The organism is Pigmentiphaga sp. CHJ604 (assembly GCF_036972535.1).
GTDB classification, from domain to species: Bacteria; Pseudomonadota; Gammaproteobacteria; order Burkholderiales; family Burkholderiaceae_B; genus Pigmentiphaga; species Pigmentiphaga daeguensis.
The window spans coordinates 2,739,051-2,763,229 of record NZ_CP136998.1; the positions used below are offsets into that span (position 1 = coordinate 2,739,051).

The window sequence follows — 24,179 nt, forward strand, 5'->3', positions numbered from 1 at the left end:
CCGCAGCCGCTTTTTTTTCGTCCATCGTTTTCATTGAATCGTTTGCGAGATCCCCGCATGGGCAAATGGCTGTTGCCCGAAAGCCTGGCAGACATCCTGCCGGCCGAGGCCCGGCGCATAGAAGAATTGCGCCGCTTGTTGCTGGACCTGTACCGCACCTATGGCTATGAGCTCGTCATGCCGCCGCTGGTGGAGTACCTCGACTCGCTGCTGTCGGCCAGCGGAGGCGATATGGACCTGCACACCTTCAAACTGGTGGACCAGATGTCGGGCCGCTCGCTCGGCATTCGGGCCGACATGACGCCCCAGGTGACGCGCATCGACGCGCACCTGCTCAACCGGGCCGGCACCACCCGCCTGTGCTATTGCGGAAGCGTGCTGCACACCTTGCCGCGCGGTCTCTGGGCCACGCGCGAGCCGCTGCAGATCGGCGCCGAGCTGTATGGCCATGCCGGCCCCGAGGCCGACATCGAAATCCTGCAACTGGCGCTGGAAAGTGTCCGCCGCGCCGGCGTGGCCGATTACCGGATCGACCTCAGCCACCTGGACGTGGTGCGGGCGCTGCTGGAAACCGATCCGGCCGCGGCGGCCCGCGCCGACGAGATCTTCGGCCTGCTGCGCGAAAAGGACATCCCCGGCCTGGCGGCGCTGAGCCCCGGGCTGGCGCCGGCCACCGCCCAGGCGCTCCAGGTGCTGCCGACGCTGTACGGCGAACTGGACGTGCTGGAGAAGGCCCGCGCGGCGCTGCCCGCGCTGCCCCGCATCAGCCAGGCGCTGGACATGCTGGCCGCGCTGGCCAAGGCGCTGCCGGGCGTGGACATCGGCATCGACCTGGCCGACGTGCGCAGCTTCAACTATCACACCGGCGTGGTCTTCGCGGTCTATTGCGGCGGCTGGCCCAATGCGGTCGTGCGCGGCGGCCGCTACGACGACGTCGGCAGGGTATTCGGGCGTGCGCGTCCGGCCACGGGCTTCAGCCTGGATCTGCGCGAATTGGCCGGGCTGCTGGCGCCCGCCACCGCCAGTCCGGCGGTGCGCGCCCCGTGGGGCCTCGAGCCCGGTCTGGTGGAAGCCGTGCGCGCGCTGCGCGCCGCCGGCCAGATCGTGGTCCAGATCCTGCCCGGACATGAACACGATCAGCAGGAATTCGTCTGCGATCGCGAGCTGGTGCTGCGCGACGGCGCCTGGCGGGTCGAACCCCTGGCCAGCGCCGAGACCGCCGCCCGGCCATCCCCATCCACCGCAATCTGACGCCCGTCGCGGGCGGATTTTAGAGAAGCAGAAGCAACATGGCTAATAACGTCGTGGTTATCGGCACCCAGTGGGGTGACGAAGGCAAAGGCAAGATCGTCGATTGGCTGGCGGAGTCCGCCCAAGGGGTAGTCCGCTTCCAGGGCGGCCACAATGCCGGCCACACCCTGTGGATCGCCGGCAAGAAGACCATCCTGCGCCTGATCCCCTCGGGCATCATGCATCCCGGCATGACCTGCTACATCGGCAACGGCGTGGTGCTGTCGCCCGAGGCGCTGCTGCGCGAAATCGAAGAGCTCGAAGCCGCCGGCGTCGAGGTGCGGGCGCGCCTGCGCGTGTCCGAAGCCTGCCCGCTGATCCTGCCGTATCACGTCGCCGTCGACCAGGCGCGCGAAGCCCGCAAGGGCGCCGGCAAGATCGGCACGACCGGCCGCGGCATTGGCCCCGCCTACGAGGACAAGGTCGCGCGCCGCGCCATCCGCGTCCAGGACCTGTACGATCCGGCTTCCTTCGATGCCAAGCTCGAAGAGGCGCTGGACTACCACAACTTCGTGCTGACCCAGTACCTGGGCGCCCAGGCCGTGGATGCCGCGCAGGTGCGCGACCAGGCCATGGCGCTGGCTCCGGTGCTCAAGCCCATGGTGGCCGACGTCGCCAACGCGCTGTACGAAGCCTCGGCCGGCGGCCAGAAGCTGCTGTTCGAAGGCGCGCAGGGCGCGCTGCTGGACGTGGACCATGGTACCTATCCGTACGTCACCAGCAGCAACTGCGTGGCCGGGGCCGCCTCGGCGGGATCGGGCGTCGGACCGCAGAAGCTCGAGTACGTGCTGGGCATCACCAAGGCCTATGCCACGCGCGTGGGCTCGGGCCCGTTCCCGACCGAGCTGGAAGACGACATCGGCGCGCGCCTGGCGTCGGTGGGCAAGGAATTCGGTTCGGTCACCGGCCGGCCGCGCCGCTGCGGCTGGTTCGACGGCGCCGCGCTCAAGCGCTCGATCCGCCTGAACGGCATCTCCGGCCTGTGCATCACCAAGCTGGACGTGCTGGACGGCCTGGAAACCATCAAGCTGGGCGTGGGCTATCGCGTCAACGGCGAGTTCCGCGACGTGCTGCCCTATGGGGCGGCGGCTGTGGCCAGCAGCGAGCCGGTCCTGGAGGAAATGCCCGGCTGGACCGAATCCACCGTCGGCGTGACCGAATACGATAAACTCCCGGTCAATGCCCGACGCTACCTGGAGCGGATGGCCGAAGTCTGCGGCGTGCCGATCGACCTGGTGTCGACCGGCCCGGACCGCACCGAGACCATCGTGCTGAGGCATCCCTTCAAGGCCTGATCGGATCCGAATCCATCCTGGCGCCCCGGTTGATCCGGGGCTTTTTTGCAACATCCGCACACCATGCAGCAAGATACCGACAAAGATCTCTGGATCAGCTGGGACCGCTACAACCAGCTCATCGAACAACTGGCCCTGCAAGTCCACCAGTCGGGCTGGAAGTTCGACCAGATCGTCTGCCTGGCCCGCGGCGGCATGCGCGTGGGCGACGTGCTCTCGCGCATCTACGACGTGCCCCTGGGCATCCTGGCCACCAGCAGCTACCGCGAGGCGGCCGGCACGGAGCAGGGCCGCCTGGACATCGCGCAGTTCATCACGATCACGCGCGGCACGCTGGAAGGCAAGGTGCTGCTGGTCGACGACATGGTCGACACGGGCGTAACCTTCGATCGTGTGCACCAGCATCTGCTGCAACAGTTCACGGCGATCACGGAAATGCGCACGGCCGTGCTGTGGTTCAAGGGGCACTCGAAGGTGGTGCCCGACTATTACGTGCAGAAGCTGCCCACCAATCCTTGGATCCACCAGCCGTTCGAGGACTACGACAGCATCCGGCCGTATCAGCTCGAAGCCTGGGTGCGCAAGGGCAAGAGCGACTGATCGTCGCCTGCGTCGTGCGCGAAAGCCCGGTGGGAGCCATTCCTGCCGGGCTTTTTTGCTGCCAGTGATCCGGAACGGCTGGTGGGATGGCGAAGCCAACGCCAGCCATGCCCGCGTGTGCCGGAAGCTACTCGTTCCCGTTGATGGCGGCGCCGCGGCCGGCCTGGCCCTGGAGGAAGCCGTGATGCGGGTGCGCCTGAGCGGAGCCAGGATCGAGCTCGGCCAGCCATCGCCACAACGTCGAGCGGCTGACGCCCAGCAGCCGCGCGGCTTCGGCGCGCCGGCCTCCCGCTTGCGCCAATGCCGCGCGCACGCGCTGCTCCAGCGGGCGTCCGGCGGCCGGACCGGCCCCGCCTGCATTGAACAGTTCAGGGCAGTCATGGACCAGCGCGTCGAGCGGGATGTCACGCGCATCGGCATACTGCGCCAGCGTCACGGCGATCCGCTCGGCCAGATTCTCCAGCTCGCGCACGTTGCCCGGCCAGTGGTAGCTGCGCAGCGCATCCATCCACGGGCCCAGCGCAGTGGCCGCGTCCAGGGATGACCCCAGGCGTTTCAGGCAACGGTCGGCCATGGGAAGAATGAGCGCCGGGATGTCGTCCCGGCGTTCGCGCAGCGCGGGCAGGGCCAGCCGCAGGATGTTGAGGCGGTAGTACAGGTCGCGCCGGAACCGGCCCTGTTCGATCAATGACTCCAACGGCTGGTGCGTGGCGGCGATTACCCGCACGTCGATGGGCAGCGGCGCGGTCGCGCCCAGGCGCATGATTTCCCGTTCCTGCAGCACCCGCAACAGCCGGGTCTGCAGGGGCATGGGCATGTCGCCGATCTCGTCCAGGAACAGCGTCCCGGTATGGGCCGCCTCGAACAGGCCGCATTTGCCCCCGCGCCGCGATCCGGTGAAGGCGCCTTCCTCGTAGCCGAACAGTTCGCTTTCCAGCAGCGACTCCGGAAAAGACGCGCAATTCACGGCCACGAAGGGGCGTCCCGCCCGCCGGCTTTCGTTGTGGATGGCCTGGGCGAACAGTTCCTTGCCGACGCCGCTTTCGCCGGTGATCAGCACGCCCAGGTCCGTGCGCGCGTAGCGATGGGCGGTGGCGACGGCGGTGCGCATGGCCTGGCTGCGGCCGGCCAGGCTGGCGAAGGTATGGCGGGCCGTATGTTGCTGGCGCCGCTGCAATATGCGCAGGCTGGCGTCGGCCGCCTGGATGGCGCTTGCGTCATGCAGCGTCAGCGCCGCGCCGACGATGTCCCCATGTTCCCGTATCAGGGTGCGGTCGACCACCCAGTCGCGCTGCCCGAAGCGCAGCGCGATGGCCCGTTCCTGGCGTCCGCTGGCCAGCGTGGCGCGCAGGGAAAGCGCTGGTTCGAGATCGCCCAGCGTCTGCCTCCGCAGGAGCGCGTCCGGCTTGCCCAGCAATTGGCGCATGGGCGGGTTGATGGCGATGATGCGGTCTTCGCGGTCGACCGCCACCACGGCTTCCTGCAGGTTGTGCAGGACGCTGTGCAACTGCTCGTAGCGGCCTGCCTCCAGGCGCGCCACCCTGGCCAGTTCCAGGGCGTCGTCGAATCCCTTGCGGATGCTGGCCAGGGAATAGGCCAGCAGTCCCCGCAGCCCGGCCTGCTCGGCCAGTTCCACCACCAGGCTGGAACCGACGATGACCTCGTATCCCTCCTTGCGCAGCGTCTCGAAGCGACGCCGGGCGTCGTCCGGTGTCCGGTAGGCGTGCTGGCTGATGCCGATGTTCAGCAGGTCCTTGACGTCGTCGAGCTCGGGGATGGTCTGGCCGTACATCACCACGCCGACGCGATCGGCGACCCGGCGCGCCCGGATCAGCGCCTGCAGCAGGTCGAAACCGCCCAGGTGGATGGTGGCCACCGGCGCCTGCAGGCCGGCCCGCAGGGTGGCGGCGTTCGAACCCGCGCTGACGAAGGCATCGGCCATGCCGCGCTCGACCCGGTCCTGCGCCACGGCAAGGGCATCGCCGAACGTGGCGTCGACCACCTCGATGCGCGCCCGCTGCGCATATTCGGCGACCACGGGCATGGCCAGTTCGCGGATGTGCCGGTAGCTGACGAAGCACAGGCGCGGCAGGCCGGACGGAGGCGAGGAAAGGGGAGGCATGGTCATGTCTTGGTAAGACGTACGGTTCGTCTCATGATTGTTCCATGAAACGTCCGGACAAAGTCGCCATTCCGGGAAAACGCCGATGGATCAAGGGCTTGGCGCGCAAACCTCGGATGGCACGGGGATTGCAGTGTCCCGGCATCGTCTTCAAGGAGATACCGGATTGGCCCTCGAACACATTACCGTGCTGGATCTGACCCACATGCTTTCCGGGCCCTACGGCACCATGCTGCTGGCGGACCTGGGCGCCCGCACGATCAAGGTCGAACCTCCCGGGCGAGGCGAAGGCACGCGCCGGCTGCTCGAGAACGACCCGCAGCATTCGCGCGACGGCATGGGCGCCTACTACGTCACGCTGAACCGGAACAAGGAAAGCGTCTGCGTCGACCTGAAGCAGCCGGCGGGCCGCGAGATCTTCCTGGACCTGGTGCGGCGCGCCGACGTGGTGTTCGACAATTTCAGCGTGGGAGTGACCGAAAGGCTGGGTATCGATCATGCGTCGCTGGCCAAGGTCAATCCACGCATCGTCACCTGCTCGGTGACGGGATTCGGGCAGACCGGGCCGGCCACGCAGCGTCCGGCGTTCGACCAGGTGGTGCAGGCCATGGGCGGCGGCATGTCGATCACCGGCACGCCGGCCACCGGGCCGATGCGCAGCGGCATCCCCATCGGCGACCTGGGCGGGGGCACCTTCGGCGCGATAGGCGTGCTGGCGGCCCTGGTCGAGCGCGAGCGGACGGGCAGAGGGCAGCACGTCGACATCGCCATGCTGGACGTGCAGATTTCGCTGCTGAACTACATGGCCACGATGTACTTCATGTCCGGCCAGATTCCCGAGGGCATCGGCAACGGCCATTTCGTACACGTGCCCTACAACTGCTATCCGACCGCGGACGGCCACATCATCATCGCCTGCATCGGCGACGCCTTCTTCGAGCGCTTCGTGGAGTTCATCGACGTGCCCGAGCTGCGGCGACCGGAGTATCGCCAGCAGCCGGTGCGCTTCGCCGACAAGGCTCGCATCGACGAGATCATCTCGGCCGAGCTGCGCAAGCAGCCCACCGCGCATTGGCTCGCGCGGCTGGAGGCCGCCCGCATTCCCTGCGGCCCGGTCAACGACTTCGCGCAGGCGCTGGCCGACCCGCAGGTGGTGGCGCGCGGCATGGTGGCCGAGGTGCCGCTGCCGGATGGAACGTCCCTGCGCATGCCGGGCAATCCGGTCAAGCTCTCGGGCTCGGCGGCGGCGACCTTCGGCGCGCCGCCGCGGCTGGGTGCCCAGACCGACGCCGTGCTGGGCGACTGGCTGGGCTATGCCCCGGACCGGCTGGCCAGCCTGCGCGGACAAGGCGTGATCGGCTGACGACAAGACCAACACGAGGAGGAGACAACATGGCGATACGATGGCTATCCGCATTTTCCGCGCCCTTGCTGGCCGCGCTTTGCCTGGCGGCCGGAAGCGTCCGCGCCGAGGCGTACCCGGCCAAGCCGATCCGGCTGATCGTGCCGTTTGCACCCGGCGGCGTGACCGACACCGGCGCCCGCATCGTGGCCGAGCACCTCGGCCACCGGCTGGGCCAGCAGGTGGTGGTGGAAAACAAACCCGGCGCTTCAGGCAACATCGGCACGCAGCTCGCGGCCACGGCCGCGCCGGATGGCTACACGCTGGTGGTGGGTTTCGATGGCACCCTGGTCATCAATCCCCACGTCTATGCCAAGGTACCGTTCGACACCTTGCGCGACCTTGCCCCCGTCAGCAAGATCGGCGATGCCGCGCTGGTCATCGTGACCAACCCCGCGCTGCCGGTGACCGATTTCGCGTCACTGGTCGCCTACTCCAAGCGCAACCCGGCCGGCGTCTCGTATGGCAGCGCCGGCACCGGCAGCACGCCGCACCTGGCGGGGGAGTTGCTGCGGGTGCGCACGGGCGCCAATTTCGTCCACATTCCCTACAAGGGCGGCGGCCAGGCCATGGCCGACGTGGTCGGCGGGACGCTGCCCATGCTGTATACGGCCGTGGCGGGAGCGTACCCCTTCATCCAGCGCGGCCAGATGCGCGCCGTGGCGGTGTCCAGCGCGCAGCGCCTGGCGTCGTTGCCGGACGTGCCTACCGTGGCCGAGACGGTGCCGGGGTTCGAAGTGACGTCGTGGATAGGTATCCTGGCGCCAGCGGGCACGCCGTCCGCGATCGTCGACCGCCTGCAGCGGGAGATCCGGGCCGTGGTGTTCCAGCCCGAGGTAAAGGAGCGCTTGGCGGGGCTGGGCATCGTCGCATCGGGCAATACGCCGGCGGAGTTCCGCGGCCAGATCGAGGCCGATCTGCGCAAGTACGCCGACGTGGTGAAGGCGGCCAACATCCGCATCGATTGATGTCCTGATGCGCGCAGGCAACAAAAAACCCCGCCAACCGAAGCTGCGGGGTCTTGCCTGCGGATCCTGCCGGATCCGGAACTGCCATCAGTTGGTGCCCAGGAGAGGACTCGAACCTCCACGCCGTTAAGCGCTAGTACCTGAAACTAGTGCGTCTACCAATTCCGCCACCTGGGCACTGCCGTACAACCAAAACCACCCTTCGAGCGGGTATTCCAACTCGGATTTCCAACTACCTGGAAGGCTTGCGCCTGCCAAAGAATTGGTGCCCAGAAGAGGACTCGAACCTCCACGCCGCTAAGCGCTAGTACCTGAAACTAGTGCGTCTACCAATTCCGCCATCTGGGCATTGTCGCAACGGCCTAACATTTGCTGCGGTAAACTCAAGTTATTCCTTGCGTGTACCGTTGCATGCGGGGCAGTAGCAACAGAAGCTGCGCATTATAAAGAGAACCTGAAACTTTGACAACTCGATCCCATAACAATCTTCCCTCTACGCCCGCGGACTTCGATCCCGACGTGCCCACTCGCGAGCAAATCCTAGGATTGCTGCGGGAGGCGAATGCCCCCATCGCTCCGGCGGAACTGGCGCGTCGACTGGGTGTGGACCCGGGCAGCGTGGGCTTCGAGCGCCGGCTCGCCGCCATGGAGCGCGACGGCCAGTTGATGCAGAACCGCAAGGGCGCGCTGCTGCTGTCGACCAAGCTCGACTTCATCGCCGGCCGCGTACAGGGGCACCGCGACGGTTTCGGCTTCCTGATCCGCGACGACGGCCAGACCGACCTTTTCCTGCCGCCCAAGGAAATGCTGAAGGTCCTGCACGGCGACCGCGTGCTGGTGCGGCCGGCCGGCAGCGACTACCGCGGCAAGCCCGAAGGCACCATCGTCGAGGTGCTGGAGCGGCGCACCAACAAGCTGGTGGGGCGTTTCCTGAACGAGCGGGGCCTCTCGATCGTGGTGCCCGAGGACCAGCGGATCAAGCACGACATCCTCGTGCCGCCCGGCGAAACCGCCCAGGCGCAGCACGGCCAGGTCGTCACGGTCGAGATCATCGAGCAGCCCACGCGGCATACGCAGCCGCTGGGCCGCGTGGTCGAGATCCTGGGCGAGATCGACGATCCCGGGATGGAGATCGAGATCGCCGTCCGCAAGTTCGACGTGCCGCATGAGTTCTCGGCCAAGGCGCTGGCGCGCGCCGAGCGCCTGCCCGCCGAGGTGGTCAAGGGCGACCTGGCCGGACGCTACGACCTGCGCGACGTTCCGCTGATCACCATAGACGGCGAGGATGCCCGCGACTTCGACGACGCCGTCTACTGCGAACGCGTGGAACTGGGCACGGGGGCCCGCAAGCGGGCAGGGTGGCGGCTGATCGTCGCCATCGCCGACGTGGCGCACTACGTCACGCCCGGCGACGCGCTGGACGCCGATGCGCTCGAGCGCAGCACCAGCGTGTATTTTCCGCGCAAGGTCATTCCCATGCTGCCGGAAAAACTCTCCAACGGCCTGTGCTCGCTGAATCCCAACGTCGACCGGCTGGTGCTGGTGTGCGACATGGTGATTCCCGCCACCGGCGCCAAGGGCGGGACGGTCCAGGCCTACCAGTTCTACAACGCCGTCATGCATTCGCATGCGCGCACCACCTATACCGAGGTCTGGGCGGCGCTGCAGCAGCCCGACGGGCCGGCCGCGCGCAAGCATGCGGACGTCCTGCCGCAGATCCAGGACCTCTATGCGTTGTACCAGTTGCTGGCGCAGGCCCGCGAGAAGCGGGGCGCGATCGACTTCGACACGGTCGAGACCAAGATCGTCTGCAATGAACTGGGCCGCATCCAGAGCATCGTTCCCTATGTGCGCAACGATGCCCACAAACTGATCGAGGAATGCATGCTGGCCGCCAACACCTGCGCGGCGGACTTCATGGAGCGCAGCAAGCATCCGGGGCTCTACCGCATCCATGAAGGGCCCACCCCGGAAAAACTGCAGGCCCTGCGCGACTTCCTGAAAACGCTCGGCCTGTCGCTGGGCGGCGGCGACAAACCGGCCGCGGCCGATTACTCGGCGCTGCTGGCCAGCGCCAAGAACCGGCCCGACGCGCCGCTGCTGCAGACCATGGCACTGCGGTCCATGCAGCAGGCGATGTACAGCCCGGACAACGTCGGCCACTTCGGCCTGGCCTATCCGGCCTATGCCCACTTCACCTCGCCGATCCGGCGCTATCCCGACCTGCTTACCCATCGCGTGATCAAGGCGCTGCTGCACGGCAAGCGCTATGTCCCCAACGCGCTGGAAGACATGCCGGTCATGCCTGGCACCGCCAAGGAGCAGGAGCACGCCCTGTGGGAAAAACTGGGCCTGTTCTGCTCGGCCAATGAACGGCGCGCCGACGATGCCTCGCGCGACGTCGAGGCCTGGCTCAAGTGCTGGTACATGCGCGAACGCGTGGGCGACGTCTTCAGCGGTACGGTCACCGGCGTCGCGCCTTTCGGCGTGTTCGTCACGCTGGACGAACTCCACGTCGAAGGGTTGGTCCACGTGTCCGAACTGGGCGCAGAGTACTTCCAGTTCAACGACGGCCTGCACGAGCTGCGCGGCGAACGTACGGGCATGCGCTATCGCCTGACCGACAAGATGCAGGTGCAGGTGGCCCGCGTCGACCTCGAGGCACGCCGCATCGAATTCAAGCTGGTCAAGGGCGTGACCTACGAGGGACTGCGCAAGGCCATCAAGCGCGACAGCGCGCCCGCGCCCGAGCGCAAGCCGGCCAAGCCCAAGGCCGTGCTGCTGACCGACATGTCGAAGATGCCCAAGGGCAAGAAGGCCGCGGCCAAGAAGCACGCCGCTCCGGAGAAACCCGCCAGCACGCGCAGCGGCAAGCGCGCGGCGGCCAAGCATGGCCGCGGCAAGCGGCACTGAATCTCTGGTCTAATAACGGCATTGCGGCGCTGCCTGGGGCAGCGCCGCGTCGTTTTTGCCGCCGCGTCGCGGCAGGTATTCATGTTGGGGTGAAAGATGGCAGCAAGCCAGGTTTTGGTCGGATTCCACGCGGTGGCCGCACGGCTGCGCCATGCGCCGGCGTCGATCAAGGATATCTACGTCGAGGAGGCGCGCCGCGACCGGCGCATGCTGACGCTGGTCGAACAAGCCCAGGCCGCCGGATGCAAGGTGCATCCCGTGGCGCAGACGCGCCTGGACGGGCTGGCCAAGGGGCAGCGCCACCAGGGCGTGGTCGCGCTGGCGGAGTCGCTGGAATTGGCGATGGACGTGGATGAAGTGCTGGACGATGCCGAGGGCCCGGCCTTCCTGCTGGTGCTGGACGGCGTCACCGATCCGCACAACCTGGGTGCCTGCCTGAGAACCGCGGACGGGGCCGGCGTCCATGCGGTGATCGCGCCCCGCGACCGGGCCGTGGGCCTGAACACGACCGTCCAGCGCGTGGCCTGCGGGGCCGCAGACAGCGTTCCCTACCTGACCGTGACCAATCTGGCTCGGACCATGCGCAGCCTGAAGGAGCGCGGCGTCTGGGTGGTCGGGACCGACGACGAAGCCACCGAGACCATGTACGACGTGGACGCTCGCCAGCCCATCGCCTGGGTCATGGGCGCCGAAGGCGAGGGCATGCGCCGCCTGACCCGCGACACCTGCGATCAACTGGTCCGGATCCCCATGCAAGGGTCCGTGGAAAGCCTGAACGTCAGCGTGGCGTCGGCGGTCTGCATGTACGAGACGCTCAGGCAGCGGGCGGCGAAGTAGAACGGCCGGGAGGCGTCAGAACAGTTTCTCGGACGCCTCGATTTTCCTGCACTGGCCGCTGGCAAGCGGAGTGTTCAATCTGCCGCTGATCCTGTCAGGGCGGCGCTCAAAACTTGGTGTCCGGGACATAGCTTCCCACGCTGCATACGCCGCTGAAGTTGTTAGCCATCTCCGTGGTTTCAATGCTTATTCGGCCGGTTTTTCTATTGATTTCCCCTCCGGTGTACATTCTTTTGTTGCTGATCAGCCTGCTGTGGAAAACGATTCTTTCGGACAGGACTTCGTAGTCTTGGGAGTAGTCGCCGGGGGTTCCATAGCCATTGTCTTTCTGTATGTCATAAACCAATTCATTGGATCGGTTCCTGATCTCTAACCTTCCGCCGATGTTTATGAATATATGGGTCTTGAAGCCATCGCTTCTTTCCCCCACGCATTTCAGCCGAAGTGGATCTGACTCGCTAAAGGCATAAGCCGGCCAGCATGCCGCCCATGCGATCAGACCGGCCATTGCCGCCATTGATCGGCCCCTGGTTTTCCCGCGTTTCTTCATGGCTCGTCTCTGGCGGCTATTTGAGCGAAATACGGGCGGTGACCGTGCATTCGTGGGTGTCGACAGGACCTGTGGGAGGGGGCATGCCTGTTTCCATCGCGTATTGAGCCTGCAATGCTGGCTGCCACGGCTTGGTCTTGGTGGAGGAGCAGTCGCAGGCGCCCAGACTGATGTCCTTGAAGTTGCTCTTGCGCTGGGCGAACTCCGAGGCGCGGGACTTGGCCCGTGCGCAGGCCGCCGCGCGAGAGCTGTAGCTGATGGCTGCGGACTGTTCCTCGACGGCACGGGGGCCGTCCGAACCCGAGCTTGAACCCGAGCCTCCGATCGAGACGCCTTGGGCAGCCGCGCTGGCACACCAGACGGATGCGGCCGCAGCCGTGGCAAGTACCGCAAGGGCGTGGAGGACGTGGGATTTCGCTTGCATGATGGCCTCTTCCGGGATTGGCGCAGCGAGGGGAGTGGAGCAACCAGCCTAGCAATGAGTACGAAAAAATACATACTCCAAATGGGGGGGATTGCTGGCTTACAACAACTTCCGCAAGTGCGTCGATCCGCCGGTGAGACGTAAAAAAGCCCACGAATTTCAAAAATTCGTGGGCAATGGAGCATCGGAGCACAGGCTCCGCAGCAGTCTTATCCTGCTGCGAGTGCCGTAGGGAGACTCAGGCGTTCCAGCCTCGAGAAAACAGCAGCGCCAGTGCGGAAGGATAGTTTCGGCTGCTGCTTGCGCCGCGACGTTGCTTGAAGGGCCACGGGCTGCGATTCGCGGGAGTCGGTTTGGCATGCGGCCCATGTTGCCCGGTTCGCGGGATGATGGGCCGTTGCGCCGGCAGCGTATCCGCATCCGTGCCATGCGTGTCCGTTTCCTCGGCGGTGCGCGTGTGCGTTCCCGCCGCGGCGAGCCCGGCCGCACGTTTGAACCCCGGCTTGAACCCCGCACGCACCGTTTGCTGGCCGATGTCCAGCGCGACCGCGCCTTCGCCGCCCTGGGCAGCCGGTGCGATGCGCTGGAGCCGGATCTGGCCGGCCTGGCTCATGTCCGCCAGCAGCCGCAATTGGGATGCCGAGGTCGTGGCGGGCGTGCTGCAGGTATGGAACAGGAAGGCGGGGCAGGCGGCCAGCCGCGCGGCCATGTACAGGCGGCGCACCGTGCTTTCGGATTGCGCGGCCGCCTGGTCAGGGGGCAGGATGGCGACCAGCGCCGCGAACTCGCCCGCCCGCACGCCGGATTCCAGCTGGTCCAGGCCATCCAGGGGGTGGTCGGTGCGCACGAGCTTGACGCATTCCAGCGAAACGCCGTGCTGGATCAGCGCGGGGGCGTAGGACAAGTACGGCGGCACCAGCAAGGCCACCGTGCGGCCGGCCTTGGTGAGCCGGCTCAGCAGCGGGCCGAGCAGGTTCAATTCGCCATGCCCGACGCGCGGGACCAGGATTTCGGTAAGTGCGCCGACGGGCCATCCGGCCTGGGGCAGGGCGGCGTCGAGCGCGGGAAAACCGCTGGAAAGACTGGAGCTGGGCGTGCAGTGTTTCATGATGGTCGTCCGTCTGGGTCTTCAATGCACCAGGCCGGCCCGGATCAGGCCGACGGCGATGCCCTCGAGCGCGAAATCGTCGCGCTCGCGATCGACTTCGATGGGTTGGAAGTCGGGATTGGCCGGCAGCAGGCTCAGGCCGGTTTCGGTGTAGCGCAGTTCCTTGACGGTGACGTCGTCGCCCAGGCGGGCCACGATGATCTGCCCGTCGCGGGCCTGGGCGGCCTTCTTGACCGCCAGCAGGTCGCCGTCGAGGATGCCGGCGTCGCGCATGCTGTTGCCGCGTACCTTGAGCAGGTAGTCGGGCCGCTGCGAGAACAGGGCCTCGTCCACGCCGATTTCCTTGTCGATGTGCTCGGTGGCCAGGATGGGGCTGCCGGCGGCGACCCGGCCCACCAGCGGCAGCACCAGTTGCGCCAGCACGGGGTGCGTGAGCTGGAGCGGCGGTTCGGCTGCGACCGGGTCTTTCAGCCGTATCCCGCGGGAGGTGCCCGCGGACAATTCCAGTACGCCCTTGCGCGCCAGCGCCTTCAGGTGTTCCTCGGCCGCGTTGGGCGAGCGAAAGCCCAGCGCCTGGGCGATTTCGGCCCGGGTGGGCGGAAAGCCGGTCTTGACGATGGCCTGGCGAATGAGATCCAGGATTTCTTGTTGGCGTGCGGTCAGCTTGGACATCTCGGGCTCCGTGGCGGGGCGCCCGCCACCGGGTGGCGACGGCGCGTGTCGAGCTTCTGTGGTTTTATCCAGTAACTGTATTTTTATACAGTATCGATGCGCGACGCAAGCGGAAAACGCAAGTGTCGCGGGAACGCCAATCCGGCCGCGGGTATCATCGGGCTCTCGTCCTTCCGTGCCTGCGTCCGCCATGTCCCTGCCACGTCTTTGCATCGTCGCCACCGGTGGCACCATCGCCGGGGCCGGCGCCCGCCCCCAGGCCACGATGGCCTATGCCGCCGGCGCGCTGGACGTGGCCGAGCTGTGCGCCAGCGTGCCAGGCCTGGACGAAGTGGCCGACATCCGGGCCGAGCAGTTCGCGGCCATCGACAGCAAGAACGCCACGCCCGCCTTCTGGCAGTCGCTGGCCGGGCGGGTGCAGTCACTGCTCGACGCAGGCGCCGACGGCGTGATCGTCACCCACGGTACGGACACGCTCGAGGAAAGCGCGTATTACCTCCACCTGGTGCTCAAGACCGACAGGCCGGTGGTTCTGGTGGGCGCGATGCGCCCGGCGACCGCGCTGTCTTCCGACGGCCCGCTGAACCTGCTGGACGCGGCCACGGTGGCCGCCCATCCGCAGGCCGCCGGGCGCGGCGTGCTGGTCGTGCTCAACCACCAGATCCTGGGCGCGCGCGACGCGTCCAAGACCAATGCCAACCGGCCCGATGCCTTTGCTTCGCCCAACGCGGGCGCCCTGGGCTGGGTCCAGGACGGCCGGGTCGCCTGGATGGGGCGGCCGGAACGTCCGCACACCAGCGCCACGCCTTTCACGGCCGCCACGCCGCTGCCTCCGGTCGAGGTGCTGGCCGGCTATGCCGGCGGCTCGGCCGCCCTGATCCGGGCGGTGGGATCCACCGGGGCGCGCGGCCTGGTCTGGGCCGGGACCGGCAACGGTTCGGCCAGCGCCGACGCGCAAGAGGCGCTGGACGGACTGGAGCGCGGCGGCGTGGCCGTGGTCCGCGCGACCCGCACGGGCAGCGGCTGCGTCGCGGCCTCGGGCGGGCTGCCCGGCGCCGGTACGCTGTCGCCGTGGAAGGCGCGCGTGCTGCTGATGCTGGCGCTGGGCGCGGGCATGGACGACATCCAGGGCGCCTTCGACACGTATTGATCCGCCCGTGCGAGGCCGGCCAGCCCGCAACCGCGGCGGTGCATCCATGCCCGGAAATGGGCCCCGAAACCACGCCGCACGGCGGTTCTCGGGCCTTTGGCTTGCTTTTTGCCCTTCCGCGGGCGATAATAGAGGGCTTGATTTTTGGCGGAAGCCATTTTTTCGCCAGATTGATCCCTTGTCCGACTCTAGACGCTTGAGCGGACTTGCGCCTACGGCGGGCCCCATCCGGACGCCCGCGGGACCATCCATAAGGAGCTTCGATGCGTCACTATGAAGTAGTTTTCATCGTTCACCCGGACCAGAGCGAGCAGGTTCCGGCCATGGTCGACCGTTACAAGTCGCTGATCACCAGCCAGGGCGGCACGATCCACCGTCTGGAAGACTGGGGCCGCCGCCAGCTGGCGTACCCGATCCAGAAGCTCGTCAAGGCTCACTACGTGTGCATGAACATCGAGTGCGGCCAACCCACGCTGGACGAACTCGAGCACGCTTTCCGCTACAACGATGCCGTGCTGCGCCATCTCGTCGTCAAGATGAAGAAGGCCGAGACCGCCCCGTCGCCGATGATGAAGATCGTCGAGCGCGAGGAGGCCCGCAAGGTGTCCACCGAAGCCGCCCCCGCCGAGGCCTGAGCCCCGGCTGGACTGGCATGACAGGTCGTTGCCGACCGCCCGCATCGCAGGCCCGCCGTAGCGGGAGCCCGTCGATGCCACGGACGACACGGCGTTGAACAAGGTTCATCTGACTGCCCAGGTGGTCGAGTGCAAGCCGCTCAGGTATACCCCCGCCGGAATCCCGGTGCTGGAACTGGCGCTTGCCCACGAATCCGAGCTGATCGAAGGCGGGAGACCCCGCCGGGTCGAGATGCTCGTCAACGCAGTCGTCGTCGGCGATCTGGCCGGCAGGCTCGAGCGCGAGGCGCTGGGCCGGTCGATCCGGATCGAAGGGTTCCTGGCACCGACCCGGAAAGGTTCAAGCAGACTGAGGCTGCACATCCAGCAGGCCGCCATCGTCCGGCAGGGCGAGGAGGGCGGGCCGGCAGGACAGCCCCAGGTGTGAAACGGATTGAATACCCAAGAGGTACATCATGGCCGCATTCGGCAAACGCAAGGAAAAGAAGAAGTTCGGTCAACAGAATCCGCTGTTCAAGCGCCGCAAGTTCTGCCGCTTCACGGCAGCCGGCGTTGACCAGATCGATTACAAGGACATCGAAGTCCTCCGTGACTTCATCCAGGAAAACGGCAAGATCATTCCTGCCCGCCTGACCGGCACCAAGGCGCACTACCAGCGCCAGCTCGACACGGCTATCAAGCGCGCCCGCTTCCTGGCGCTCTTGGCCTACACCGACAACCACAATTGATTGCCGGGAGAGACCATCATGCAAATCATCTTGCTCGAAAAAGTCGTCAACCTCGGCAACCTGGGTGACGTCGTCCGCGTGAAGAACGGCTATGCCCGTAACTTCCTGATTCCCCAGAAGATGGCCAAGCGCGCCACCGACGCCGCGCTGAAAGAGTTCGAGGCGCGCCGCGCCGAACTCGAAAAGATCCAGGCCGACAAGCTGGCCGCCGCGCAGGCCGTGGCCCAGCGGCTGGAAGGCTACTCGGTGTCCATCACCCAGAAGGCGGGTGTGGACGGCCGCCTGTTCGGCTCGGTCACCAACTTCGACGTCGCTTCCGCGCTGAAGCAGGCGGGCTTCGAGTCGGTCGAAAAGGGCATGGTCCGCCTGCCCAACGGCCCGCTCAAGACCATCGGCGAATTCCCGCTGGAAGTCGGCCTGCATACCGATGTCGTGGCCAACATCACGGTGGTCGTGGTCGGCGAAACCGCCTGACGCTTCTCCGGCCGCGCTTCTCCGAGCCGGCCGGACGTCCACCGCCAGCGCATCCTTCCTGGATGGCGCCGGCACAGGAACCCTCCATTTCTTCACAGAATGGGGGGTTCTTTTTTCGGGGTCGCCCCCGGGGCAGGCGGATGGATTCCTCTTCCGTCCAGCCGGGCTAAACTGTCGTGGGCCGGCATTCCCGCCGCCCATGCTCGAACACCAGGTTTTCCGCTCTATGAATTCGCCCGTCGATCCCCAGCTCGAGTCCCTGCGCGTCCCGCCTCACTCGGTCGAGGCGGAGCAATCGGTGCTGGGCGGCCTGCTGCTGGACAACGCCGCCTGGGACCGCATCGCGGACATCCTCAAGGAAGACGACTTCTATCGCTACGACCATAGGCTGATCTGGCAGCAGATGGCCAAGCTGATCGGGCTGGCGCGTCCCGCCGACGTGGTGACGACCCACGAGTCGCTCCAGACGGCCGGCAAGGCGGAAGAGGCGGGCGGCCTGGCCTACCTGAATTCGCTGGCGCAGAATACGCCGTCCGCGGCCAACATCCGCCGCTATGCGGAAATCGTGCGCGACCGCGCGGTGCTGCGGCGGCTGGTCACCGTGGCCGACGAGATCTCGGCCGCGGCCTTCAACCCCCAGGGCAAGGACACGCGGCAACTGCTGGACGAGGCCGAGTCCAAGATCTTCAAGATCGCGGAAGAGGGCGCGCGCGGAAGCGCGGGCTTCCTGTCGCTGCAGCCGCTGTTGACCCAGGTGGTCGAGCGCATCGACGAACTCTACCACCGTGACAGCACCTCGGACGTCACCGGCGTGCCCACGGGGTTCACCGACCTGGACAAGATGACCTCGGGGCTGCAGCCGGGCGACATGATCGTCGTGGCCGGCCGCCCCTCCATGGGCAAGACCGCGTTCTCGGTCAACATCGGCGAGCACGTGGCGGTGGAAGAGGGCTTGCCGGTGGCGGTCTTCTCCATGGAAATGGGCGCCTCGCAGCTGGCCATGCGTGTGCTGGGCTCGATCGGCCGCCTGGACCAGCAGCGCCTGCGCACGGGCAAGCTGCTGGACGAGGACTGGCCCAAGCTGACGCACGCCATCCAGAAGATGCAGGATACCCAGCTCTACATCGACGAAACTCCCGCGCTCAGCCCCATGGAACTGCGCTCGCGCGCCCGCCGCCTGGCCCGGCAGTGCGGCCAGCTGGGCCTGATCATCATCGACTACCTGCAGCTGATGTCGGGCAACGGCGGTGGCGGCAGCGAGAACCGGGCGTCGGAGCTGTCGGAAATCAGCCGCTCGATGAAGGGCCTGGCCAAGGAACTGAACTGCCCCCTGATCGCGCTTTCCCAGCTGAACCGGGGCCTGGAACAGCGCCCCAACAAACGCCCGGTGATGAGCGACCTGCGGGAATCCGGCGCCATCGAGCAGGACGCGGACGTGATCATCTTCCTGTACCGCGACGAGGTCTACAACCCTGACACGCCCGACAAGGGCACGGCCGAGATCATCATCGGCAAGCAACGTAACGGCCCGATCGGCACTGTCCGGCTGACCTGGCAAGGGATGTACACGAAGTTCGCCAACTTCTCGGGCAACGCGTTCGTCGATTCTGATTATTAGGCCCCCCCCTACGCCCTGCGGGCGCCCCCCAGGGGGCGAAACCGGCGGACTGGCGGAGCCAGATCCGCGGTTTCCTGGGTCTAGGGAAACTGTCTTGGACTGAATCACCGGTGCTTCGCCTGGCAGCCAGCGAAGCACCGGCGCCACAACCCGAGAAACGGGTACTAGACCCAGGATGCGGGTGGATCCGGCTCCGCCGGTCCACCCGCATCGCCCCCTTGAGGGGGGGCGCGCCAGCGCGTAGGGGTGGGCTTCCCCGCGCGAAGCGCGAAGGGGGTGCTACACTCTCGCGGTTTTTTAAACACGTCATGTAACTGTCACGTGGCGTACTGCGAGGACGTGATGTTTGGACGCTTGATGCCCAAAGAGGGCCGCTTTTTCGATCTGTTCACGGCGCATGCCGATCTGTCGCGCCAGGGCAGCCGGGAGCTGGCCGCCCTGATGGCCGATCTGGGCCAGGCCGAGGAGCGGGTCAAGAACATCGAGACGCTGGAGAAGAAGGCCGACAAGGTCACCCACGATACGATCGATATGCTGCACAAGACCTTCATCACGCCGCTGGACCGGGACCAGATCCACAACCTCATCACGACCATGGACGACATCCTAGACCTGATGGAAGACGCGGCCCAGTGCATCAACCTCTATGACATCCGCGCCGTCACGCCGGATGCCCGGGCGCTGGCCGACATCGGGGTCCAGTGCTGCGACCGGCTGCACATGGTCGTGAGCCTGCTGCACAACCTGAACGATACGGCCAGCATCATGAAGATCTGCGAAGAGATCGACCGGCTGGAATCGGATGCCGACCGGGTGATGCGCCGCGGCATGGGCCGCCTGTTCCGCGACGAAGCCGACACCCGTCAACTCATCAAGATGAAAGCCATCTACGAACTGCTGGAAGAAATCACCGACAAGTGCGAGGACGTCGCGAACCTGATCGAAGGCATCGTCCTGGAAAACGCCTAGTCGGAAGGATTTCATGGATACGCTTCAGATCAGCTTCGCCACGCTTGCCTTCCTGGTCGTCCTGGCACTCATTTTCGATTTCATGAATGGGTTCCACGACGCCGCCAACTCCATCGCCACCGTGGTTTCCACGGGGGTACTCAAGCCTCATCACGCGGTCGTTTTCGCCGCGTTTTTTAATTTCGTCGCGATTTTCGTCTTCCACCTGAAGGTGGCGGCCACCGTCGGCAAAGGCATCATCGACCCGAGCGTGGTGGACCACTACGTCGTCTTCGGGGCGCTGGTCGGCGCCATCGCCTGGAACGTGATCACCTGGTTCTTCGGCATTCCGTCCTCGTCGTCGCACGCGCTCATCGGCGGCATCGTGGGCGCGGGCCTGGCCAGCTCCGGCCCCAGCGTCCTGATGGTCCGGGAAATCCTCTACATCGTCGCCTTCATCGTGGTTTCCCCGGTGTTGGGCTTCGTGCTGGGCGGCTTCCTGATGCTGCTGGTGTCCTGGCTGTTCCGCCGGACGCGGCCGCTGCGGGTGGACGGCTGGTTTCGCCGCCTGCAACTGCTTTCGGCCGGGCTCTACAGCCTGGGACACGGCGGCAACGACGCGCAGAAGACCATCGGCATCATCTGGCTGCTGCTGATCGCGGCCAATGTCCCGGGGGCCAAGGATCACGTCCCGATCTGGGTGGTGGTCAGCTGCTACGTGGCGATCGCGCTGGGCACCATGTTCGGCGGCTGGCGCATCGTCAAGACCATGGGGCAGCGCATCACCAAGCTCAAGCCCGTGGGGGGCTTCTGCGCCGAGACGGGCGGCGCGATGACGCTGTTCCTGGCGGCCATCCTGGGTATTCCCGTCTCGACCACCCACACCATCACCGGCGCCATCGTCGGCGTCGGCTCCAGCCGCAAGTTCAACGCCGTGCGCTGGGGGCTGGCGGGCAACATCGTCTGGGCCTGGATCCTGACCATCCCGGCTTCCGCCCTCGTGGCCGCGGGCGCCTGGTGGGTGGGCAAGACCCTGTTCTGAGGCCGGGACGCCGCGTTACGACTTGTTTCCAGTATGATGGCGCGCCATGGCGGCCGGTAAAGGCCGCCTGGCGCCGTCGCGCGGAGAAGAAGGGAGCACCCGGGCGTCGGCATGATCCCTCTTTCCCGGAACCGCCACCATGACACCTGCACCGATACAATCCTTGCTTGAATCGCGCGCGCTGCTGCTGTTCGGCCGCATCGTCCTGACGTTCATGTTCTGGACCAGCGGCCTGGTCAAGCTGTTCGATTTCCAGGGCGGGGTCGCCGAGATGAGCCATTTCGGGCTCGAACCGGCCTGGCTGTTCAACGTGCTGACCATCATCGTCCAGCTGGGTGGATCGCTGTTGATCATTTTCAACCGCGCCGCGTGGCTGGGCGCCGGGGCCCTGGCGGTGTTCACGGTGCTGACCATTCCGGTGGCGCACCCGTTCTGGAAGTTCGAGGGCGAGGCCGCGTTCCATGAAATGATGGTCGTGCTCGAGCACATCACCGTGATCGGCGGCCTGATCGTCGTGGCCATCCTGGGCCAGCGCGTCGCGCGCAGGTAATTCCGTTCACGCCCCAGCAAGAGGACCGACCCCGCCATGATCCGCCATATCGTCATGTGGAAACTCAAGGATGAAGCCGAAGGCGCCGACCGCCAGACCAACATGCAGAAGGTCCGGCGGCTGCTCGAGAGCTGCCGCGATTGCGTCCCCGGCATCCTCGAATTCGAGGTAGGGCTGGCCGCCGACGGCCACGAGGCCACGCACGACGTCGTCCTGAACTCGCTGTTTGCCAGCCGCGAGGCGCTGGACGCCTACCAGGCGCATCCGCGCCACGTGGCGATCAAGCCGTTCATGGGGGCGGTGCGGGCCGAGCGGGCCTGCCTGGACTACGACCTGCCCGTGGCGAGGTAAGAGGGGATGTCCATCACGAATCCCGCCACCGTCACGGATGTGCCCATCCCGTTCCTGGCCTGGCTGGGCGCCAGGCTGGTCAAGGCCGAGGGTGGACAGTCCGAGGTCCGGCTCGATGTCCTGCCGCAGCATTGCAACAGCTGGCACGTCTGCCACGGCGGGGTGCTGATGACCATGCTCGATGCGGCCATGGCCACGGCGGCGCGGTCCCTGCATCCGGAGCTGCGTGGCAGCGCGACGGTGGACATGACCACCAGCTTCGTGCGTCCGGGCGAGGCCGGCAACCTGGTGGCCTACGGCAAGTGCTACCACCGCTCCAGCACCATGGCCTTCTGCGAGGCCGAGGTCAGGGACGAGGGGGGCGGGCTGGTGGCCCGGTCCAGCGGCACGTTCAAGTACATCAGGAAGCGCAGCGACCAGGGCGTCGATGGCTGAGCTGCGGCACCCGCGGCCCCTGGATCCCCAGGTGGCCGATCTCGTATCGCGGGTGCGGCGGGCCAATCGTCCGCCTTATTGGCAGTACACGCCGCAGCAGGCGCGCGCCGTCCACGAAAAAGCCAGCAAGGTGCTGGAAATCGCCGCGGCCGAGGTAGCCGCGGTGCGCGACCTGGACATTCCGGTGGGAGACGGGGCCACGATAGGCGCCCGCCTGTACACGGGCATGCTGTCCGCGGATCCCGCGCCGCTCGTGATTTTCTCGCATGGCGGCGGCTTCACCGTCGGCAGCGTGAACGACTACGACGCCATCTGCCGCATGCTGGCCAACGGCGCCCGCTGCAAGGTGTTGTCGCTGGACTACCGGCTGGCGCCCGAGCACCGCTTTCCCACCGCCGCCGACGACGTCTACGCCGCCTGGCGGTGGGCGTTCGAGCGGCATGACATGCTGGGCATCGACCCGGCGCGGGTGGCCGGCATGGGAGACAGCGCCGGCGGCACGCTCACGGCCCAGGCCGCGCTGCGAGCGCGGGACGACGGCCTGCCGCTGGCGGCGCAGGTGCTGCTGTACCCGGGTACCAGCGCGTGGCAGGACACGGCTTCGCACCGGGCGTACGCCACCGGCTACCTGCTGGACGAGCGCACGATACAGTGGTTCTTCAACCTGTACCTGCGAGACGACGCCGACCGGCTGGACTGGCGCTTCGCGGTACTGGACGCCCCGGAGTTCGTCGGGCTGGCGCCGGCCTTCCTGCAACTGGCCGAATGCGACCCGCTGGTGGACGAAGGGCTGGCCTACGGACGCAAACTGGAAGCGGCCAGGGTGCCGGTCCGGATCCAGGTGTACGAGGGGGCCATCCACAGTTTCTACAACATGGGCGGGGCCTTGCGCGTGGCGCGGCAGGCGCACCGCGATTCGGTGGGCTACCTGCGCGCGGTGTTCGAGACCTCGAACGAGGCCTGACGCAGCGAAGCGGGAACCAGCAGCCGCGCCTGCTCGGCGTTGTCGAAGCTGCGTTCTGCCACTTCGACATGGCCGTCGCGGGTGGCCTGGATCACCGTCTGGGCCCGCGTGCCGTAGTCGGGCGTGATGATGAAGGCGGCCGACAGGGCCCGCTCGCGTTCCAGGCTGATGCCGGTGCTGGGCAATTGCGTGTCTTCCGCGATGGTCGTGTCGCTCAGCATCTGGAGGTAGGCCGGCGTGCGGGCCTCGGTGGCCTTGAGCGTGGCCAGCGCGGCGGTGGTGCGCACGACCTTGGGCCAGGGCGTGTCCAGTACCGCGTTCGACAAGCCGTACACGCCGGCCGCCAGCGCCTCGGGCGAGGTGGCGGAATGGCCGCGGCGATGCGACAGGTACCACAGCGACGGGCTCCGCCCGAACAATTCCCCCACCACCAGGTTGAATCCGTTGAAGGGCCCGGCACGCCGGGCCAGGTCGCGCAGATAACCCGCGGGGGTCGAGGTGCCAGCCAGGAAACCGGACACCAGTCCGCCGCGCGAGGGCGCGGCTGGATCGTTCCGGCCTCCCTCGCGGTAATTCGTGATGGCGGCGAAGCGCCCATGCCGCGTGATACCCATCCAGGTCCCGCCGGCCGCCAGGTCGCGTCCGGCCCAGATGTCGGGATGATCCTGCCACCAGTCGGCGGGCGCCGTGGGCCGGGCATAGAACTCGTCGCGGTTGGCCACCATCAGCAAAGTGGTCGGACCGCGCGGATCCCAGGCGAAGGCCATCAGGCACATGGCGTCAGTCTTCCCATCCCGCCGGATCGGCGGGCAGGTCGACGAAGACCTCGCTGCGGCGAGGGGCCAGCAGGAGGGCCGCCAGGCCGCTGGCCTGCACCGCTTCGGCCAGCGCGGCCTCGAGTCCGGGCACGTCGGCCACGTCTTCGTAGACCTCCATCCAGGTGACCACGCCGTCGTCGGCGGCGGGGCGCGCCAGGAGGGCCGCCCGGGCGCTCCGGGCGCGGCCGGCCTCGAGCACCCGGCGGGCGGGCGCCAGGGCCTCGGCGCGCCGGGCTTGCGGCAGTTTGTAGTAGACGTAGAGATTGTGCATGGCGGGTCCCGGCG

The 24,179-nt window shown here is 66.9% G+C and carries 26 protein-coding genes and 2 tRNA genes; 19 read left to right on the top strand and 9 right to left on the bottom strand.

The genetic code is table 11. The annotated features are described in order from the left end of the window. The first annotated feature begins 57 nt into the window (after positions 1 to 57). The 3 genes from R4823_RS13205 to R4823_RS13215 all read left to right on the top strand — a co-directional run bounded on the left by R4823_RS13205 (position 58) and on the right by R4823_RS13215 (position 3,185). On the top strand, positions 58 to 1,251 hold the full coding sequence (locus tag R4823_RS13205) for an ATP phosphoribosyltransferase regulatory subunit (protein WP_338618939.1): 1,194 nt from the start codon (positions 58 to 60) through the stop codon (positions 1,249 to 1,251). A 38-nt stretch (positions 1,252 to 1,289) separates the two neighbouring features. Then, positions 1,290 to 2,585, top strand: a complete 1,296-nt coding sequence (locus R4823_RS13210) for an adenylosuccinate synthase (RefSeq protein WP_087840199.1) — start codon at positions 1,290 to 1,292, stop codon at positions 2,583 to 2,585. A gap of 63 nt (positions 2,586 to 2,648) precedes the next feature. Next, positions 2,649 to 3,185, top strand: a complete 537-nt coding sequence (locus R4823_RS13215) for a phosphoribosyltransferase (protein ID WP_087840198.1) — start codon at positions 2,649 to 2,651, stop codon at positions 3,183 to 3,185. 127 nt (positions 3,186 to 3,312) lie between these two features. Here the strand turns inward: R4823_RS13215 and prpR are convergent, their stop codons facing one another. Next, the gene (prpR, locus tag R4823_RS13220; RefSeq protein WP_338618942.1) at positions 3,313 to 5,307 is read right to left on the bottom strand and encodes a propionate catabolism operon regulatory protein PrpR; all 1,995 of its coding nucleotides are present in this window, start codon (positions 5,305 to 5,307) and stop codon (positions 3,313 to 3,315) included. A gap of 166 nt (positions 5,308 to 5,473) precedes the next feature. On the opposite strand from prpR, the gene R4823_RS13225 reads away from it, so the two are divergent. Next, positions 5,474 to 6,670, top strand: coding sequence for a CaiB/BaiF CoA-transferase family protein (locus R4823_RS13225; protein ID WP_087840197.1), 1,197 nt, complete (start codon positions 5,474 to 5,476; stop codon positions 6,668 to 6,670). A gap of 29 nt (positions 6,671 to 6,699) precedes the next feature. Next, entirely contained in the window at positions 6,700 to 7,677 is a 978-nt protein-coding gene (locus R4823_RS13230) for a tripartite tricarboxylate transporter substrate binding protein (RefSeq protein ID WP_338618945.1), read from the top strand. Between the two features lie 92 nt (positions 7,678 to 7,769). On the opposite strand, the gene R4823_RS13235 is transcribed toward R4823_RS13230, so the two are convergent. Together R4823_RS13235 and R4823_RS13240 are read right to left on the bottom strand one after the other, a co-directional pair. Continuing rightward, a tRNA-Leu gene (locus R4823_RS13235) sits at positions 7,770 to 7,854 on the bottom strand. Positions 7,855 to 7,940: 86 nt separating this feature from the next. Beyond that, a tRNA-Leu gene (locus R4823_RS13240) sits at positions 7,941 to 8,025 on the bottom strand. Positions 8,026 to 8,139: 114 nt separating this feature from the next. On the opposite strand from R4823_RS13240, the gene rnr reads away from it, so the two are divergent. Further along, positions 8,140 to 10,590: a ribonuclease R gene (gene rnr / locus R4823_RS13245; protein ID WP_132978876.1), complete on the top strand. Its 2,451-nt coding sequence runs from the start codon at positions 8,140 to 8,142 to the stop codon at positions 10,588 to 10,590. Positions 10,591 to 10,686: 96 nt separating this feature from the next. Continuing rightward, positions 10,687 to 11,427 carry a 23S rRNA (guanosine(2251)-2'-O)-methyltransferase RlmB gene (rlmB, locus tag R4823_RS13250; RefSeq protein WP_087840194.1) on the top strand — a complete coding sequence of 247 codons (741 nt, stop codon included), beginning with the start codon at positions 10,687 to 10,689 and terminating at the stop codon, positions 11,425 to 11,427. Positions 11,428 to 11,533: 106 nt separating this feature from the next. Here the strand turns inward: rlmB and R4823_RS13255 are convergent, their stop codons facing one another. The 4 genes from R4823_RS13255 to lexA all read right to left on the bottom strand — a co-directional run bounded on the left by R4823_RS13255 (position 11,534) and on the right by lexA (position 14,181). Further along, entirely contained in the window at positions 11,534 to 11,977 is a 444-nt protein-coding gene (locus R4823_RS13255) for a hypothetical protein (protein WP_132978875.1), read from the bottom strand. 16 nt (positions 11,978 to 11,993) lie between these two features. Then, the gene (locus R4823_RS13260) at positions 11,994 to 12,401 is read right to left on the bottom strand and encodes a hypothetical protein (RefSeq protein WP_132978874.1); all 408 of its coding nucleotides are present in this window, start codon (positions 12,399 to 12,401) and stop codon (positions 11,994 to 11,996) included. Between the two features lie 238 nt (positions 12,402 to 12,639). Further along, a complete protein-coding gene (locus R4823_RS13265; RefSeq protein ID WP_132978873.1) occupies positions 12,640 to 13,509 on the bottom strand; it encodes a hypothetical protein in 870 nt (289 codons plus the stop codon). Positions 13,510 to 13,530: 21 nt separating this feature from the next. Next, the gene (gene lexA / locus R4823_RS13270) at positions 13,531 to 14,181 is read right to left on the bottom strand and encodes a transcriptional repressor LexA (protein WP_087840192.1); all 651 of its coding nucleotides are present in this window, start codon (positions 14,179 to 14,181) and stop codon (positions 13,531 to 13,533) included. A gap of 190 nt (positions 14,182 to 14,371) precedes the next feature. Here lexA and R4823_RS13275 point away from each other — a divergent pair, with 190 nt between their 5' ends. The 12 genes from R4823_RS13275 (at position 14,372) to R4823_RS13330 (ending at position 23,076) form a co-directional block, all read left to right on the top strand. Continuing rightward, positions 14,372 to 15,331 (top strand): asparaginase, encoded by a 960-nt coding sequence (locus tag R4823_RS13275; protein ID WP_132978872.1) that lies wholly within the window; start codon positions 14,372 to 14,374, stop codon positions 15,329 to 15,331. 263 nt (positions 15,332 to 15,594) lie between these two features. Further along, positions 15,595 to 15,966 carry a 30S ribosomal protein S6 gene (rpsF, locus tag R4823_RS13280; RefSeq protein WP_132978871.1) on the top strand — a complete coding sequence of 124 codons (372 nt, stop codon included), beginning with the start codon at positions 15,595 to 15,597 and terminating at the stop codon, positions 15,964 to 15,966. 94 nt (positions 15,967 to 16,060) lie between these two features. Further along, on the top strand, positions 16,061 to 16,393 hold the full coding sequence (gene priB, locus R4823_RS13285) for a primosomal replication protein N (protein WP_087840189.1): 333 nt from the start codon (positions 16,061 to 16,063) through the stop codon (positions 16,391 to 16,393). Between the two features lie 28 nt (positions 16,394 to 16,421). Further along, entirely contained in the window at positions 16,422 to 16,694 is a 273-nt protein-coding gene (gene rpsR, locus R4823_RS13290) for a 30S ribosomal protein S18 (RefSeq protein WP_087780204.1), read from the top strand. Positions 16,695 to 16,712: 18 nt separating this feature from the next. Beyond that, positions 16,713 to 17,168: a 50S ribosomal protein L9 gene (rplI, locus tag R4823_RS13295; RefSeq protein ID WP_132978870.1), complete on the top strand. Its 456-nt coding sequence runs from the start codon at positions 16,713 to 16,715 to the stop codon at positions 17,166 to 17,168. Between the two features lie 226 nt (positions 17,169 to 17,394). Continuing rightward, complete coding sequence (locus R4823_RS13300) at positions 17,395 to 18,786, top strand: replicative DNA helicase (RefSeq protein WP_087840187.1); 1,392 nt, start codon at positions 17,395 to 17,397, stop codon at positions 18,784 to 18,786. A gap of 342 nt (positions 18,787 to 19,128) precedes the next feature. Continuing rightward, positions 19,129 to 19,755: a DUF47 family protein gene (locus R4823_RS13305; RefSeq protein WP_087840186.1), complete on the top strand. Its 627-nt coding sequence runs from the start codon at positions 19,129 to 19,131 to the stop codon at positions 19,753 to 19,755. Positions 19,756 to 19,768: 13 nt separating this feature from the next. After that, the gene (locus R4823_RS13310; RefSeq protein ID WP_087840185.1) at positions 19,769 to 20,776 is read left to right on the top strand and encodes an inorganic phosphate transporter; all 1,008 of its coding nucleotides are present in this window, start codon (positions 19,769 to 19,771) and stop codon (positions 20,774 to 20,776) included. A 163-nt stretch (positions 20,777 to 20,939) separates the two neighbouring features. Next, complete coding sequence (locus tag R4823_RS13315) at positions 20,940 to 21,326, top strand: DoxX family protein (RefSeq protein ID WP_243724351.1); 387 nt, start codon at positions 20,940 to 20,942, stop codon at positions 21,324 to 21,326. Between the two features lie 36 nt (positions 21,327 to 21,362). After that, a complete protein-coding gene (locus tag R4823_RS13320) occupies positions 21,363 to 21,677 on the top strand; it encodes a Dabb family protein (protein ID WP_087840183.1) in 315 nt (104 codons plus the stop codon). Positions 21,678 to 21,683: 6 nt separating this feature from the next. After that, on the top strand, positions 21,684 to 22,112 hold the full coding sequence (locus R4823_RS13325; protein WP_087840182.1) for a PaaI family thioesterase: 429 nt from the start codon (positions 21,684 to 21,686) through the stop codon (positions 22,110 to 22,112). Then, complete coding sequence (locus R4823_RS13330) at positions 22,105 to 23,076, top strand: alpha/beta hydrolase (RefSeq protein WP_132978869.1); 972 nt, start codon at positions 22,105 to 22,107, stop codon at positions 23,074 to 23,076. Before R4823_RS13325 ends, R4823_RS13330 begins: the two co-directional genes overlap by 8 nt. Here the strand turns inward: R4823_RS13330 and R4823_RS13335 are convergent. Together R4823_RS13335 and R4823_RS13340 are read right to left on the bottom strand one after the other, a co-directional pair. After that, positions 23,037 to 23,843 carry an NRDE family protein gene (locus tag R4823_RS13335; RefSeq protein ID WP_338618951.1) on the bottom strand — a complete coding sequence of 269 codons (807 nt, stop codon included), beginning with the start codon at positions 23,841 to 23,843 and terminating at the stop codon, positions 23,037 to 23,039. The two genes, R4823_RS13330 and R4823_RS13335, sit on opposite strands and share 40 nt — an antisense overlap. 13 nt (positions 23,844 to 23,856) lie before the next feature. Next, positions 23,857 to 24,165 carry a DUF4936 family protein gene (locus R4823_RS13340; RefSeq protein ID WP_165962994.1) on the bottom strand — a complete coding sequence of 103 codons (309 nt, stop codon included), beginning with the start codon at positions 24,163 to 24,165 and terminating at the stop codon, positions 23,857 to 23,859. Positions 24,166 to 24,179: the final 14 nt, after the last annotated feature.